The following is a 15,203-nucleotide window of genomic DNA, read 5'->3' as shown; positions in this document are numbered from 1 at the left end:
AGTCCATGACCATTTTCATAAGAAAGGGATGTATTAAAAAATGAAAAAACTTGTGGCAATTGCGGCAATCCTAGCACTGCTTGTGTCCTCGACGGCCTGCGGGAGCGGCTCTTCTCCTTCCGTTTCGTCAGCCAGCGCCGGAAACGCTTCAGCACAGGCCGGAAGCCAGACAAACCATCCCCAGATGGCCCTTTCCGTTGGGACAGGCCCCAGCGGTTCCACAAATTACGCGGTTATTTCCAGCATGGGCAGCCTCATTCAAAAACGTTATCCCAATTATATCTTCAGTCCGGAAATTTCCACCGGCAGCGCGCAGAATGTGCAGATGATCGTACAGAAAACCTGCCAGATGGGCGTTTGCATGGCGGACGCCGCTTACGCCGCATACAACGGGGAAAGGGAATTTGACAAGAACACAAAAGGAAAAATCAATTTTGTGATGAGCGGCTATGAAACAGTGTTCAACCAGTTCGTCCTGAAAAACTCGCAGATAAAAAATTTTAAGGATCTAAAAGGGAAAAAATGCGGAGTTGGCAAAGGGACCATGGAACAGTTTTACTGGCCCATGCTGTTGGAGATGAACGGCATGTCGGAAGACGACGTAAAAACGGTTTCCCTGTCCCTTTCGGATATTGCGGACGAAGTATCGGACGGAACACTTGATTATGGAGTCTTTGTGACTTCGGTTCCGAATTCCGATATTTCAAATCTCGCCCTGACAAAAGGAATCAGAATGCTGGGATTTGACGAGGATGTCCGAAAAAGCATTATCGAAAAATACCCCTATTTTAACGAGGCAACGATTTCGAAAGATTCCTATAATCTAGACTCCGACGTGGTGACGCTGGGCACGCGGAATACGATTGTTGCGAGTCCGGACTTGGACCCGCAGGTTGTATATGATTTTCTCGATGTCGTTTTAAGCAGTCAGGATGATCTGAAGCTGGTCAGCGTGTCCGCCGCAGAGTTCAATAAAGAAAACGCTTTACTGGATTCCAAGCTGATTCCCATGCACCCCGGCGCGACAAAATATTATAAAGAGAAAGGCATAATTTCATAATTTCAACGGGAGGGAGATTGACTATCCGCCTTCCTCCCACCATTTATTTATAGGAGGAATCGTTTTGCTAAAAGTTTTCGGTAGACAATTTCATCCGGGCGAGAAATCCTATTTCACTCTCGACGGCCCCACTCTCTGCAACCGTGCGTCTGTCAAACTGCCTGTCATCGTCCTTTGCGGAGGCGCGGAGGGACCCACCCTCTGGCTGAACGGAGCAGTTCACGGCGATGAAATCAATGGCTCCTACGCATCGTGGCAGCTGATCCGGGATTTAAACCCCCGGGAAGTCAGAGGAAACGTCATTGCGACCCCGGTAGCCAATCTCGCGGCATTTTTAGATCAGCGCAAGGTCTCATTTCTGGATGATTTGGACATGGACACTCAGTTCCCGGGAGATGCCGAAGGAATGATCACCCAGCGGCTTGCGAAAATCATCTATGACGGCGTTAGGGAAGCGGCCACCCATCTGATCAGTTTTCATACAATTTCAAAAATGTACGACGCTCACCCCTACACAGTAGCCAAGCTGGTGCCGGACGCCGACGCAACAGTGAATCGAACGGCGGTGGAACTGGCAAAAGCGTTCGGGGTACAGGCCAACTGTATCGTAAATCTTTCGGACGCGTCCGGCGAACTGCCCGGAGTTACCAGCGGGGCGTTGGACATCACCTGCATCAAAGACGGAATTCCGGCATTCATGGGCGAAATCGGCCACGGCGGCATCGCGGATCCTGCGATGATCCGTATCGCGGTCCAGGGAATCAAAAACGTCATGAAAACGCTTGGGATGCTGGACGGTTCGCCTGTTCTGCAAACGTCAAGGCAATATAAAATCCTTCGGCGCAAATTCGTTCGGATCGACGACGGCGGTGTCCTTGACATGAATGTGAAACCGGGAGACATTGTCCATAAAGGCGATTCCCTTGGAGAACTGCATTATTTCAACGACCGTCCGGTCCCATACCCGGCTCCCTGCGACGCCTATGTCATCGCGGTGCGCACATACCCCGCGATCAACACCGGAGACCGGGTCGCCTTTCTGGGACTGAAATGGGAGGATTATTGCAATTAATATGTCAACAAAAGCATTAGCTGATTTCGCTTGTGACCTATCATATCAGGACCTGCCTGACGAAGCGGTCGATGCGGCGAAAATGTGCCTGCTGGACATTTTGGGAGTAGCAGTTGCGGGCAGCGTTACACAGCAAGGGAAGAAATGGACGGAATATTTCACACGGAACTCTTCCGGAAAAGAAGCGACTGTCTGGGACAAACACTTGAAAAAGCTCTCCTGTGACGATGCGGCGGCCCTGAATGCGGCGCATGGACATTTGTTGGATCTGGATGACGTACACACTTCCTCCATTACTCATTTGGGCGTGGTGACCATCCCGACCGCCATTGCCATAGGCCAGCGTGAAAAGAGCTCCGGAAAGGATGTGCTTGCCGCCATTGCCGCCGGTTACGAGGTCGGGGCTCGGATTGGAGAAGCAATCAACCCCTCATCCTATCGCTTTTGGCATACAACCGCAGTTGTCGGCACGTTTTCATCCTGTACCGCCGCAGCGAAATTACTGGGACTGACTCACACAGAATTTCTGAATTCGTTTGGCAGCGCCGGAACGCAATCCGCCGGATTGTGGGAATTTCTTGAGGACGGCGCAATGAGCAAGGCGCTTCACACGGCAAACGCCGCGCTTTGCGGCATACGTTCGGCGGAGCTGGCAAAACTCGGAATCACGGGAGCTTCCAGAATACTGGAAGGAGAAAGAGGGCTGATCCGCGCGATTGCCCCACGGCACGACATGGACACTTTGGTCCGCGGACTGGGCGATGGGCATTACAAGATCCTGTCGAATTCGTTAAAACCATATGCCTGCTGCCGGCATATCCATTCGGCCATTTACGGTATTCAAAAGCTGTCTAAGCTATATCAGCTTTCGCCGCAGAATATCTTACACATAACGGACAAAACATACTCCGTCGCCAAATTGACTGCCGACCGCCCCCACCCCGCCTCGGCCTATGCCTGCAAGTTCAGCATTCAGTACTGCATTGCCGCCGCCATTTTATACCACACCGTCAGTCAGTCCGTTTTCAGCGAAGAAAAAATCAATCAACCGGAAATCAGGAAGCTCATGGACAGCATTGAAGTCGTTGAGGATCCGACGATGGAATCGAAATATGAACACGACGGAAACCAATGGGGACACAGGCTGGAAATCACTCTGAAGGATGGGACAACATGTGCCGAAGAGATTATCTATCCGATTGGAGATTTCAATAATCCGTTCGACTGGCATATGGCGGAAAGCAAGTTTTCTTCCCTGACAGATGGAATTTTGTCGCACGAACAGTCGGTGAAATCACTTGAGAAAATCCGGAATCTCGACCGTCTCAATGATATCAACGAATTATTTGAATAGGGGGACTGCTCATGTCCATCGATGAACATAAAAATTTGATCCGGCAACAGATTTATCATACGGTTATTCGGGCCGTCACTGAAATCTCGGAAGATGTAAAAGGTCTGTTGGAATCGGCGCTGGAAAAAGAGCACAGCGAAACGGCAAAAAGTATGTTGGGTTCTATGCTGGAAAACTTGAAAATTGCGAAAGAAATGGACAAAGCCGTGTGTCAGTCGCCGGGTTACCCAACGGTTTATGTTTCATTTGGAGAGGAAAATATCTCTCCGGCAATTAAAAGCGCAGTTGCCGAAGCAATTGCGGATGCAACGGCAAAAGGGTACCTTCGCCCCAGCATGGTGGATCCTTTGACCCGGAAGAACTCCGGCGACAACACGGGGAAAGGAGTTCCGAATATTGAGTATGAATACGTGCCGGAACAAAAATACATAGACGTTATCGTGAGCTTTAAGGGCTGCGGCGCGGAGCTCGGCAACGCGATGCAGATCATGACGCCGGCCAAACTCGGAGAAAACCTTGCGGGACTGAAGCGCTTTATTCTGGAAACCGCCCTGAACGCGGGGGGGAAGCCTTGCCCGCCTTACGGGATCGGGATCGGAATCGGGGGCCAGATGGACGTCGCGGCCAAGCTGAGCCGCAAAGCGATCAGCGTGCGCCGCTGGGATGACGTCAATCCCGATCCGGAACTGGCCGCTCTGGAGGCGGAACTGAAAGATGCGATCAACAGCTTGAAACTGGGCGCGGCGGGAATCGGCGGAGATACCAGCTGCCTTGCGGTCAAAATCGAACGGGCGCATACTCACACCGCGATCGCGCCGGTCGCAATTAATTTCCACTGCTGGGTTGCGCGCCGGGCGGGAATTCGGATTTACGACGACGGCAGAACAGAAAAAATTTTGTAAAGGAGGGTCCGCATCAATGAAAAGCTATACGTTTACGACTCCGTTGTCCGAAGCTGATATGAGAAAATTGGAAACAGGCGATGTCGTCTATCTCTCCGGGCACATCTTCACGGCGCGGGACATGGCTCATCTGAGAATGAAACGGCTGCTGAAAGAAAATAAGCCTCTCCCGAAACCGTTTGAGGGTGCGGCGCTTTTTCACGCAGGTCCTGTGGTTTTAAAGAATAAAGATGGAACCTGGAAACTGAATGTGATCGGGCCCACCACCAGCATCCGGATGGAACCGTATGCCGAGATGGTCGGTTCCATCGGTGTCAGGGCCGTCATCGGAAAAGGCGGAATGGGCGAAGACACGCTGGAAGCCTGCCGGAAATACGGGTATGTCTATCTGCAGGCGGCACCGGGATGCGCCGCAAAGCTGGCGCAGGGGATTGAACGGATCAACGATGTAACGTGGTTTGAGCTTGGAATGCCGGAAGCCATGTGGGACCTGCAGTCGAGCCGATTCGGTCCGCTGGTCGTCGGGATGGACACAAAAGGCAACAGCATCTACAAAGACCTCAGAACATCTGCGCTCAACCGAATCGACGTCCTTTATCCCGCTTAGTACGGGACAGATTTTGTGAAAAGAAATAAAAAGTGAGGTTCATGTAACATGGAATACAGGACGGAACACGATTCGATGGGAGAAATACAGGTTCCCGCGGACCGTCTGTGGGGAGCCCAGACGCAGCGGAGCTTCCAGAACTTCCGGATCGGGACGGAGCGGATGCCGGACGAGATCATCCGCGCGTTCGGGATCCTGAAAAAAGCGGCGGCGCTTGCCAACCGCCAGCTTGGCAAGCTGGACGGCGAGCGGTGCGATTTGATCTGCCGGGTCTGCGACCGGATCGCCGCGGGAGAGCTGAGCGAAGAATTCCCGCTGGTCGTCTGGCAGACCGGCAGCGGCACGCAGTCGAACATGAATGTCAACGAAGTCATTGCAAACTGCGGAAATCAAATGGCGGGCAAAAGGCTGCTTCACCCCAACGACCATGTAAACATGTCGCAGAGCTCCAACGACACCTTCCCGACCGCCATGCACATCGCGGCGGCGCTCGCCATAGAGGACCGGCTGATTCCGGAGATCCATGCGCTGACCGCGGAATTCCGGCGGCTGGAGCGGGAAAACGAGGGGGTCGCCACGACGGGGAGAACCCACCTGCAGGACGCGACGCCGATCCGGTTCTCGCAGGAAATCAGCGGATGGCGCGGCATGATGGAAAAATCTCTCTCGATGATCGAAGCCGCCCTCCCGCAGGTGAAGGAGCTGGCCCTGGGCGGCACGGCGGTCGGGACCGGCCTGAACGCGCCCGAGGGCTTCGCCGAAGAGGTTGCCCGGCAGGTCAGCGGCCTGACCGGAAAAGAATTCGTCACGGCGGAAAACAAGTTCCACTCGCTGACGGCCAAAGACGAGCTCGTCTTTGCTCACGGGGCATTGAAGGCGCTCGCGGCCGACCTGATGAAAATCGCCAATGACGTGCGCTGGCTGGCGAGCGGGCCCCGCTGCGGGCTCGGCGAAATCTCGATTCCCGCGAATGAGCCGGGAAGCTCCATCATGCCCGGCAAGGTCAACCCGACGCAGTGCGAGGCGGTGACGATGGTCGCGGTCCAGGTCATGGCCAACGACGCGGCGGTCGCCATGGCAGCCTCCCAGGGCAATTTCCAGCTCAACGTGTTCATGCCGGTGTGCATCTACAATTTTCTGCAGTCGGTGCGCCTGCTCGGCGACTGCATCCGCTCCTTCCGCAAAAACTGCGTCTGCGGCATCGCTGCGAACAAAGAAAAAATGAGGTACAATCTCACTCATTCTCTCATGCTGGCGACCGCGCTGAACCCCTATATCGGCTACGACAACGCGGCGAAAACGGTGAAGAAAGCGTTCCAGGAAAATCTGTCGCTAAAGGAAGCGGCCGTCTCGCTGGGATTCATCACCGCAGAAAAGTTTGACGAAGTCTTTCATCCCGAAGATATGACCTGAAAGGAATTAAAACAATGAACATATACGACGAATCCTTAAAAGCGCACGAAAAATGGAATGGAAAGATCGAGGTGATGTCCCGCTGCCCGATCCGGACGCGGGAGGACCTCTCCCTCGCCTATACGCCGGGAGTGGCGGAGCCGTGCCGGGAAATTGCGAAGAACTACGGCAGATCGTGGGATCTGACGCGCAGGGGGAACCTGATCGCCGTCGTTACGGACGGCTCGGCGGTGCTCGGGCTGGGAAACATCGGCCCAGCCGCGGCGATGCCGGTCATGGAGGGAAAATGCGCCCTGTTCAAGGAGTTCGGGGACGTGGACGCCTTCCCGATCTGCGTCGACACGCAGGACACGGACAAGCTGGTCGATACCATTCACCTGATCTCCAAGAGCTTCGGCGGGATCAATCTGGAGGATATCGCCGCTCCCCGGTGCTTTGAGGTGGAAAAAAGGCTGAAACAGCTCTGTGATATTCCGGTCTTCCACGACGACCAGCACGGCACCGCCATTGTCGTCGCCGCCGCCCTGATCAACGCCTTCAAGGTGACCGGCAAGAAAATGGGCGAAGCAAAGATCGTCATCAACGGCGCCGGCGCCGCCGGCATCGCGATCGGCAGCCTTCTGCTGGACATGGGATTCGGCAACGTCATTCTGTGCGACCACAAAGGCGCAATCTACGAGGGCCGCGCAGACCTAAATCCGACCAAGCAAGAGATGGCCGCCGTAACGAACCGCAAAAAATGCACCGGTAGCCTTGCAGACGCCCTGCGCGGCGCGGACGTCTTCATCGGGGTCTCCCGCCCCGATCTGGTCACGGCGGAGATGGTTTCAACCATGAACAAACCGATCGTCTTCGCCCTGGCGAACCCCACGCCGGAGATCATGCCGGACGAAGCCAAAAAGGGCGGTGCCCTTGTCATCGGCACCGGCCGCTCCGACTTCCCGAATCAGATCAACAACGTCCTCGTCTTTCCCGGCATCTTCAAGGGCGCGCTGGAAGCCCGCGCGGCGGAAATCACGGAGTCCATGAAACACTGCGCCGCGAAGGCGATTGCGGGCCTGATCCCCGAGGACAAGCTCAGCCCTGAATACATTATCCCTTCCGCCTTTGACAAAACCGTCGCGGATGCCGTTGCGGATGCCGTCGTGCGGGAGTGGTCAGCCCGGCGGTGAAAAACAGACGGATGAATCAAAAAAAGAAGGAATTGGAATGCGTAAAGAATACCAAGACAGATGCTTCCCCGACCGTCGCGGCACTCATAGCCGCAAATGGGACGATATGATTTCAAAATTCGGCAGGGACGACCTGCTGCCGCTCTGGGTCGCCGACATGGATTTCAAAGCGCCGGCCTGCGTCCAAGACGCGCTGCATCGTCTGGTCGATCAGGGGTCATTCGGCTATTTTAAGGTTCCGGAAGCCTATTACACGAACTTCATTCAATGGGAAAAAAATCGTCATCATTACGATATCAAAAAGGAGTGGATCCGCTTCTCCCCCGGCGTTGTCTGCGGGCTTCACTGGTTCGTGGAAATCATGTCGAATCCCGGTGACGCGGTCATCATGTTTTCGCCGGTCTATTATCCCTTTATGCACGCGGCTACCGATACCGGGCGCAAATTGGTAACGACGCCTCTCGTCAATCAGAACGGATATTACACGCCGGATTTCGACCGGTTTGAAAAAGATATCGTCAAGAACGGAGCAAGAATATTTTTACTCTGCAGCCCTCATAACCCGGTATGCAGGGTATGGAAGCCGGAAGAACTGAAAAGGATCCTGGATATCTGCAGAAAGCACCATGTCTTCGTCATTTCCGATGAAATCCATCACGACCTGCTGTTTCATGGTTCGATCCATATTCCAGCGGCAACGGTCGGAAGTTACGACGATATGCTTGTCACACTGACCGCGCCGAGCAAGACGTTCAATCTGGCTGGCCTGCAGAATTCCTACGTTATCATTCCAAGCGGGGAAATACGCGAAAGGTTTGACGACTATCTGCTCTATCTGAGAATTAAAAATGGCAACAGCTGCGGTTATGCGGCGGCCGAGGCCGCTTACGCAGGAGGAGGAGCCTGGCTGGCCGCGGTTCTGGAAGAAATTGAAGGGAATTACGATTTTCTGCGCGAGACCGTGACGGAGAAATTCCCAAGAGTTGTGTTCTCTCCTCTGGAGGGGACTTACCTGAGCTGGATCGATCTGGGCGGCTATGTCCCCCATTCCGAACTGAAGGATTTCGTTATGGACAAATGTCACCTTGCCCCCGATTTTGGAGACTGGTTTTATCAGGAGGGCACGGAGGACACTCACATCCGGATCAATCTGGCCACCCCAAGGGAAAATATTAAAAAAGTTTCAGAACGTCTCATTCGAGGACTGGAAACATATATTACAAGTCAAAAATAAAATGATAGGATTGGTGGAATAAATGATGTTTGCGAAGGTCAGTACAAGTCAGGCTCCGGGCGCAATCGGCCCTTACTCTCAGGCAATTAAAACGGAAAAATCCCTGTACATTTCCGGGCAGACGCCGGTGAATCCGGCATCCGGGAAAATCGACGCGGACAGCGTTGAACAACAGGCAGAACAGGTCATGAAAAACATCGGTGCAATCCTTGCCAGCCAAGGGATGGATTACGGAAATGTTGTTAAAACGACTTGCTTTCTCTCCGATATGAAAAATTTTGCGGCTTTTAACAGGGTCTACGGGAAATATTTTACCGAAAAGCCGGCGCGTTCCTGCGTTGCGGTGAAGGAGATCCCGCTCGGCGCTCTATGTGAAGTAGAGGCGATCGCTGTCATTTGACATAGGGTATCCCTGAGCCATGCAGCGAACAGAACTCATGGCGTCAATAAAGAGTTAATCCGGCTACTGATCAAACCCATGAGATAAAAAAGATATAAATATAGGATAGCGGCGGGAAAGAGGGTCTTCCCGCCGTTGTTGTTTTACGGAATTGATAAAGCAAGGCTCCCGGCATTCCATCGCACCATTCGGAATTTTTATTGAACGGCGGCTTTCTTACTGGCAAGTTTGCCGGACTCCCAGTGGTGCACGCAGACAGAGCAGGAAATATCCCCTACAATATTCACAGTGGTGCGGCCCATGTCAAACAGACGGTCAATGCCGAAGATCAGGCCAATGTAGGTGGGATCAATCCCGATCGCTTGCAGAACCATGGTCAGCATGATAACGCCGGCGCCGGTGGTGCCGGCCGTCCCGATGGACGCCAGGGTTGCGGTGACCACAATCAGAACCATTTGGCTCATGGAGAGATGGACCCCCACGCAGCAAGCGATAAAGACGGTGGCAACGCATTGATAAATCGCAGTGCCGTCCATATTGATTGTTGCGCCTAAAGGCAGGACGAACGATGAGATTTCCGGATCCACGTCCATCTTGTCACAGCATTGCTTTGAAATGGGCAGTGTCGCAATGGATGAGGATGAAGAGAACGCGAAAACAACAGCCGGAATAATGCTTCGGAAGAATCTCATCGGACTCATGCCGGCAAATGCCTTGACCGACATGCTGTATACAATGACGGCGTGCAGGATATAACCGAGATAGGCTGCGGCAAGCACGATGGTAAGGCTCCCCAAAATCTGAGGGCCCTGGCTCGCAACGACCCAGGTCATCAGGCAGAAAACACCGATGGGCGATATGCTGATGATGAACATCATCACTTTCATCATAACCGCGTAAAAGGACGAAACAACATCCGTTGCCAGCTTTCCCTTTTCACCGACCATCAGAATGCCCGCCCCGAACAGAATGGCAATTACAATGACTTGCAGCATGGAGGCGCTGGACAAAGACAACCACAGATTACTGGGGAAGATGTCAACAATCGTATCCATAATGGAAGTCTTATCTCCGGCATGGAATGCCTGGGTCTCAGACATCTTCAGAACCGGGAAAAAGCCTTCGAAAAAGCTTGCGATTACCAGCCCGATCACGCAGGCAATCGCCGTGGTGGCCAGAAAATAAGCCATGGTTTTCCAGCCGATGGACCCCACTTTCTTGATGTCCTTCATGGAGACAATCCCATCGATGATGGACAGCAGGACAATTGGAACAACGACAAATTTCAGCAGATTGATAAAAATTGTGCCGAAGGGTTTTATGTAGCTTGTGGTAAATGCTTCCGCGGCCTTAACGCCCATGGCCGCCCAAAGAATTCCTCCCAAAATAATTCCCGCGCCCATTGCGATTCCAATCCAGGCAGGAAGTGACAGTTGCTTCTTTTTCATTCTTCACACACCTTTTCTTAATATTTAACGCCTGCTGAACATACCACTCGCTAAACGAGCATTTTTAATCCCATGCAATGCCTTCGATTCGTTTGAAAGTACCTCCCCTCATAAGCGCAGGTTGATTCAAACTTTAATCATTTTCCTTCGCTTAGTTTTTAAAATCAAGCAAGGCTCCCAGGACTGTTCAGCAAACATTATTTATGACAGGCAGATAAACGGACCGTTCCCGCATCCGTTCCAATTAAATGATAATTGAGCGAAGAAGCGCTGATCAATACAATCGTTTATGAAGCTTCCCCGTAAAAACAAAAAGAAAAGGCTGCCTTTGAGACGGGTTCTATCAATATTTTGAATAAAAGCAAAAATGTTCGCGAATAAGCAGGAGCCTGCGTTGCTCCTGCTTATTCGCACCATGTTTTTTGCTTTAACGAACGAGGTTTTTATGTGATCCTACGTATTGATACGCAGGGCGTATAATCTTTCCCTGATTCACCAATTCCTCCAGCCGGTGCGCGCTCCATCCGGCAAGTCTTGAAATGGCAAATATGGAAGTGAACAACTCTTTGGGGATCCCCAGCATACGGTAAATCAATCCGCTGTAAAAATCGACGTTCGCGCAGATCGGTTTAAACAAACGACGGTGCTGCGCGACCAGAGGTTTCGAGAGTCTTTCCACCCGGTCATAAAGTTTGAATTCCTCCTGCAGCCCTTTTTCCCGTGCCAGCTTTTCAGCCAGGTCCTTCAGGATGACGGCCCTCGGATCCGATTCCGTATAAACCGCGTGCCCTATTCCGTAAATCAGCCCTTTCCGGTCAAATGCCTGTTGATTCAGTATTTTTGTCAAATAAGCGGATAATTCTTCTTCATTTTCCCAATCGCCGCAATTTTCCATAATGTCTTCAAACATATCCTGTACTTTCAGATTTGCCCCGCCGTGCTTCGGACCTTTCAGCGACCCGATGGAAGCCGCAATCGCGGAATAAGTGTCGGTACCGGAGGAAGTGACAACATGATCGGTGAAAGTGGAATTGTTCCCTCCCCCGTGTTCGGCGTGCAGGACCAGCGCGATGTCCAAAGCCTCCGCCTCCAAAGGTGTAAAGCATCCGTCTTCCCGGAGCATCCACAAAATATTTTCAGCAATGGAAAAATCTTTTTTGGGATTCCGTATCAGCAGCGTGTTGTCCTTCCGAAAGTGCTTGTATGCATAGTAGGAATAAACGGCAATCGCGGGCAGCTTTGCGATCAGCTGCAAAGACTGCCGCAAAACGTTGGAAACCGAAACGTCCTCCGCCTCCCGATCATAGGTATATAGAGTCAGGACACATCTCTGTAAGGCGTTCATGATGTTGGAATTGGAAGCCTTCAGAATGACATCCCGCAAAAAGCTTCCGGAAATGCTGTGCATCTCAGCGAGCATAGCGACAAATGGCCGCAGCTGATCCTTCGTTGGAAGAATTCCGAAAAGCAGAAGATAAACAGATGTTTCAAAGGAAAAACGATGTCCGATAAAGCCTTCCACCAGATTGCGAATATCATATCCCTGATAGTACAAACGGCCCGCGGCCGGGACTTTTTTCCCGTCTTCAACATCGTACCCGACTACGTCGGAAATTTTGGTGAGGCCGGTCAGAACACCATTCCCGTTTGAATCGCGAAGCCCCCTTTTTACATCGTATTCCGTATATAAATCAGGATCTATTTTATGTGACTGAACGCAGTACTGCAGCAGCTGCCGAAAGTGCGCGGCATGAGATTCTTCCAGTCTTTCCACTATGGCACATCCTTTTTCTCCGCGGTCACTTTTACGGCCAGATTCCCCTGGCTTTCTTGGCTTCCACAACCCGCTTGACGGCGATTAGATAAGCCGCCGTGCGGGTATCTGTATTCTTTTCCTGCTTGATATCCCAAACCGCCTGGAATGCGGTATCCATAATCGCTTTTAATTTTACATTTACAACTTCTTCCGTCCAACTGACCGACTGAATATTCTGCACCCATTCAAAATACGATACAACCACGCCGCCGGCGTTGGCCAGAATATCCGGGACCAGGACAACTCCCTTTTGGTTCAGGACCTTATCCGCTTCCGCCGTCGTGGGCCCGTTGGCCGCTTCGACGATCACCCTGGCCTGGATGCGGTCCACGTTCGATTCGTTGATCTGATTCTCCAAAGCCGCGGGGATCAGCAATGTCACTTTGGACGTCAGCAACTCATCGTTTCCAATATGCCTTACCCCTTCGCCCTGATAGTCTTTCAACAGATTTTTCCGATCCTTCGCCAGATAATCCTCGATTTCCGGAATATTCAGGCCGTCTTCCCGATAGATTCCGCCGGACACATCGCTGACCGCCAGAATTTTCATCCCTTCCCGGTCCAACAGCTTGGCGGTGACGCTTCCCACATTGCCCATGCCCTGAACGGCCACCGTCGTCCCCTTCACCGGAAGATTCAATTTGCTTAGAATGTTTTTAACCGTAAACATGACGCCGCGCCCCGTAGCCTCATGTCTTCCCAGCGCCCCGCCCAGTTCGAGCGGTTTTCCGGTCACGACGCTCTGCACGCAGTGGCCTTTCAGCATGCTGTAGGTGTCCATCATCCATCCCATAACGTCCGCGTTTGTCCCGACATCCGGGGCGGGAATGTCCTGCTCCGGCCCGATGAGCGGAGCAATGGCCGCCGTATATCTTCTGGTGATCGCGCGGATTTCACGGTCGGACAATTCGGAAGGGTCGCAGATGACGCCGCCCTTGGCTCCGCCGTAGGGAATATTGACCACCGCGCATTTAAAGGTCATCCACGCGGCCAACGCCTTGACTTCGTCCAGATTGACATTGGGATGAAACCGCACACCGCCTTTCGCCGGCCCTCTGGAGGTGGAGTGCTGCACACGGAACCCTTCAAACACTTTGACCGTCCCGTCGTCCATCACGACCGGAACCGCAACTTTCAACTCCCTTTCCGGATAATTGACGGCCTCGTAATCGCTTTCCTTGTAACCTAATATGGCAGCGGCCCGCTTTACGACCGCAAGTACATTGTCATAGGGATTATATGTCTGATTCATACTGACTTCATCCTTCCTGAATTCTCAGCAATTTGTCCACGCCCGCCAGTTTAACACAAATGCACAGCAAATCCATGGCCGTGTCCAGTTCTTCCAGCTCCGGATAAGACGGCGCGATTCGGATATTGCTGTCGTTCTCATCCAATCCGTATGGATAGGTTGCACCCGCCTCCGTCAGCTTGACACCCGCCTGACCGGCCAGGGACACGACTTCTTTTGCGCAGCCGGGATAGGTATCCAAAGAGATAAAATACCCGCCCCTTGGGGTGCTCCATTTGGCCAGACCCGTTCCCCCCAGCTGGTCCTGAAGCTTAGAGAGAACCATGTCGAATTTGGGCCGCAGCAAATCGGCGAGCTCCCGCATATGCCCCTTCATGCCGTCCGCGCTTTGAAAATATTGGAGGTGCCTGAGCTGGTTCAGCTTATCGTAGCTTATGGTCTGTGCCGACATATGCTTTTTAATTTCCGCAATGCTCTTTGCTCCGGAAGCCATCATGGCGACGCCGGCGCCGGGGAATGAAATTTTCGACGTGGAAAAGAAGTAATAGATCCGGTTTTCACCGCCGCTGCGATTTACCGCTTTGAAAATAGACGCCAGAGGAACCGCCTGATAGATCGGGTGGATCGCGTAAGCGTTATCCCAAAAAATCCTGAAATCTTTTGCAGCCGTCTCAAGGTTTGCCAGCTGACCGACGACCTGATCGCTGTAACAGACCCCCTGCGGATTGGAATACAGCGGGACGCACCAGATGCCCTTTATCATTTCGTCCGCACGGACCAGACCGGAAATCAGCTCCATATCCGGCCCGTCTTCATGGAGCGGAACGGGGATCATTTCAATGTTCATCGCTTCACAGATTTTAAAATGCCGGTCATATCCGGGGACAGGGCATAGGAACTTAATTTTGCGCCCCGCATCCTGGCAGGTTTTCCACGCCGGCTCCACGCCGGTCCCAAACAGCATGAGCCGGCTGACCTGATCGTACATCATGGCGAGGCTCGAATTCCCGCCAATCACAATTTGCTTTGGGTCCAGGTCAAGCAGCTCCGCAAAAAACGCCTTGCATTCCGGCAGACCGTCCATAACTCCGTAATTTCTGGCGTCTGTTCCGTTTTCTGTCCGGTATTTCAGGTCCATGGAAAGCATGCCGTTGCACAGGTCCAGCTGCTTTGGGGCAGGTTTTCCGCGCGACATGTCCAGTTTGAGGTCCCGCCGGACATAATCCTGATATTCCCGCTCCAATTCTGTTTTCAACGCAGTTAATGCATTTGGGGTCAGAGAGGTAATGGAATTCTTCAAATAAAATCCTCCCATCCATTGATTCCGTTGAGAGCGCTTCCAACTTCTGTCAGTATACTTCCGGCCATCCGGATCTGTCCAATACTTATAAATGTATAAAACTTATAATATAAATTCTATAATATATATTTTTTTGTTAAACAATGAGAAAACTTAATAAAAATTCGTACAGA

13 protein-coding genes are annotated in these 15,203 nt (G+C 52.4%); 9 read left to right on the top strand and 4 right to left on the bottom strand.

Going from position 1 to position 15,203, the window contains the following annotated elements:
• The first annotated feature begins 40 nt into the window (after nt 1–40).
• The 9 genes from EQM14_RS06550 to EQM14_RS06510 all read left to right on the top strand — a co-directional run bounded on the left by EQM14_RS06550 (nt 41) and on the right by EQM14_RS06510 (nt 9,214).
• Nucleotides 41–1,060, top strand: a complete 1,020-nt coding sequence (locus EQM14_RS06550) for a TAXI family TRAP transporter solute-binding subunit (RefSeq protein ID WP_128742196.1) — start codon at nt 41–43, stop codon at nt 1,058–1,060.
• Nucleotides 1,061–1,124: 64 nt separating this feature from the next.
• Nucleotides 1,125–2,132 carry a M14 family metallopeptidase gene (locus EQM14_RS06545; RefSeq protein WP_164918990.1) on the top strand — a complete coding sequence of 336 codons (1,008 nt, stop codon included), beginning with the start codon at nt 1,125–1,127 and terminating at the stop codon, nt 2,130–2,132.
• A 1-nt stretch (nt 2,133) separates the two neighbouring features.
• Nucleotides 2,134–3,486, top strand: coding sequence for an MmgE/PrpD family protein (locus EQM14_RS06540; protein ID WP_128742194.1), 1,353 nt, complete (start codon nt 2,134–2,136; stop codon nt 3,484–3,486).
• 11 nt (nt 3,487–3,497) lie between these two features.
• A complete protein-coding gene (locus EQM14_RS06535; RefSeq protein WP_128742193.1) occupies nt 3,498–4,388 on the top strand; it encodes a fumarate hydratase in 891 nt (296 codons plus the stop codon).
• Between the two features lie 16 nt (nt 4,389–4,404).
• Entirely contained in the window at nt 4,405–4,995 is a 591-nt protein-coding gene (locus EQM14_RS06530) for a FumA C-terminus/TtdB family hydratase beta subunit (RefSeq protein ID WP_128742192.1), read from the top strand.
• A 48-nt stretch (nt 4,996–5,043) separates the two neighbouring features.
• Nucleotides 5,044–6,408: a class II fumarate hydratase gene (gene fumC / locus EQM14_RS06525; protein WP_128742011.1), complete on the top strand. Its 1,365-nt coding sequence runs from the start codon at nt 5,044–5,046 to the stop codon at nt 6,406–6,408.
• A gap of 14 nt (nt 6,409–6,422) precedes the next feature.
• Nucleotides 6,423–7,580, top strand: a complete 1,158-nt coding sequence (locus EQM14_RS06520) for an NAD(P)-dependent malic enzyme (RefSeq protein WP_128742191.1) — start codon at nt 6,423–6,425, stop codon at nt 7,578–7,580.
• A 37-nt stretch (nt 7,581–7,617) separates the two neighbouring features.
• Nucleotides 7,618–8,814: a MalY/PatB family protein gene (locus EQM14_RS06515; protein ID WP_128742190.1), complete on the top strand. Its 1,197-nt coding sequence runs from the start codon at nt 7,618–7,620 to the stop codon at nt 8,812–8,814.
• A gap of 25 nt (nt 8,815–8,839) precedes the next feature.
• Entirely contained in the window at nt 8,840–9,214 is a 375-nt protein-coding gene (locus EQM14_RS06510) for a Rid family detoxifying hydrolase (RefSeq protein ID WP_164919124.1), read from the top strand.
• Between the two features lie 197 nt (nt 9,215–9,411).
• On the opposite strand, the gene EQM14_RS06505 is transcribed toward EQM14_RS06510, so the two are convergent.
• The 4 genes from EQM14_RS06505 to EQM14_RS06490 form a co-directional block, all read right to left on the bottom strand.
• Complete coding sequence (locus tag EQM14_RS06505) at nt 9,412–10,662, bottom strand: dicarboxylate/amino acid:cation symporter (RefSeq protein WP_128742188.1); 1,251 nt, start codon at nt 10,660–10,662, stop codon at nt 9,412–9,414.
• Between the two features lie 427 nt (nt 10,663–11,089).
• Entirely contained in the window at nt 11,090–12,439 is a 1,350-nt protein-coding gene (locus EQM14_RS06500; protein ID WP_442861490.1) for a citrate/2-methylcitrate synthase, read from the bottom strand.
• A gap of 28 nt (nt 12,440–12,467) precedes the next feature.
• Nucleotides 12,468–13,730, bottom strand: a complete 1,263-nt coding sequence (locus tag EQM14_RS06495; RefSeq protein ID WP_128742186.1) for a Glu/Leu/Phe/Val family dehydrogenase — start codon at nt 13,728–13,730, stop codon at nt 12,468–12,470.
• Between the two features lie 7 nt (nt 13,731–13,737).
• The gene (locus tag EQM14_RS06490) at nt 13,738–15,030 is read right to left on the bottom strand and encodes an aminotransferase class I/II-fold pyridoxal phosphate-dependent enzyme (RefSeq protein WP_243112677.1); all 1,293 of its coding nucleotides are present in this window, start codon (nt 15,028–15,030) and stop codon (nt 13,738–13,740) included.
• Between the last annotated feature and the right edge of the window lie 173 nt (nt 15,031–15,203).

Source organism: Caproiciproducens sp. NJN-50 (assembly GCF_004103755.1).
Lineage (GTDB): Bacteria > Bacillota > Clostridia > Oscillospirales > Acutalibacteraceae > Caproicibacter.
Note: the sequence above shows the minus strand (reverse complement) of the source record. Positions and strands in the feature narration are given on the sequence as shown.

Coding starts and splice junctions, on each gene's coding strand:
- EQM14_RS06550 (WP_128742196.1), top strand. CDS start 41: ATGAAAAAACTTGTGGCAATTGCGGCAATCCTAGCACTGCTTGTGTCC.
- EQM14_RS06540 (WP_128742194.1), top strand. CDS start 2,134: ATGTCAACAAAAGCATTAGCTGATTTCGCTTGTGACCTATCATATCAG.
- EQM14_RS06535 (WP_128742193.1), top strand. CDS start 3,498: ATGTCCATCGATGAACATAAAAATTTGATCCGGCAACAGATTTATCAT.
- EQM14_RS06530 (WP_128742192.1), top strand. CDS start 4,405: ATGAAAAGCTATACGTTTACGACTCCGTTGTCCGAAGCTGATATGAGA.
- fumC (WP_128742011.1), top strand. CDS start 5,044: ATGGAATACAGGACGGAACACGATTCGATGGGAGAAATACAGGTTCCC.
- EQM14_RS06520 (WP_128742191.1), top strand. CDS start 6,423: ATGAACATATACGACGAATCCTTAAAAGCGCACGAAAAATGGAATGGA.
- EQM14_RS06515 (WP_128742190.1), top strand. CDS start 7,618: ATGCGTAAAGAATACCAAGACAGATGCTTCCCCGACCGTCGCGGCACT.
- EQM14_RS06510 (WP_164919124.1), top strand. CDS start 8,840: ATGTTTGCGAAGGTCAGTACAAGTCAGGCTCCGGGCGCAATCGGCCCT.
- EQM14_RS06505 (WP_128742188.1), bottom strand. CDS start 10,662: ATGAAAAAGAAGCAACTGTCACTTCCTGCCTGGATTGGAATCGCAATG.
- EQM14_RS06495 (WP_128742186.1), bottom strand. CDS start 13,730: ATGAATCAGACATATAATCCCTATGACAATGTACTTGCGGTCGTAAAG.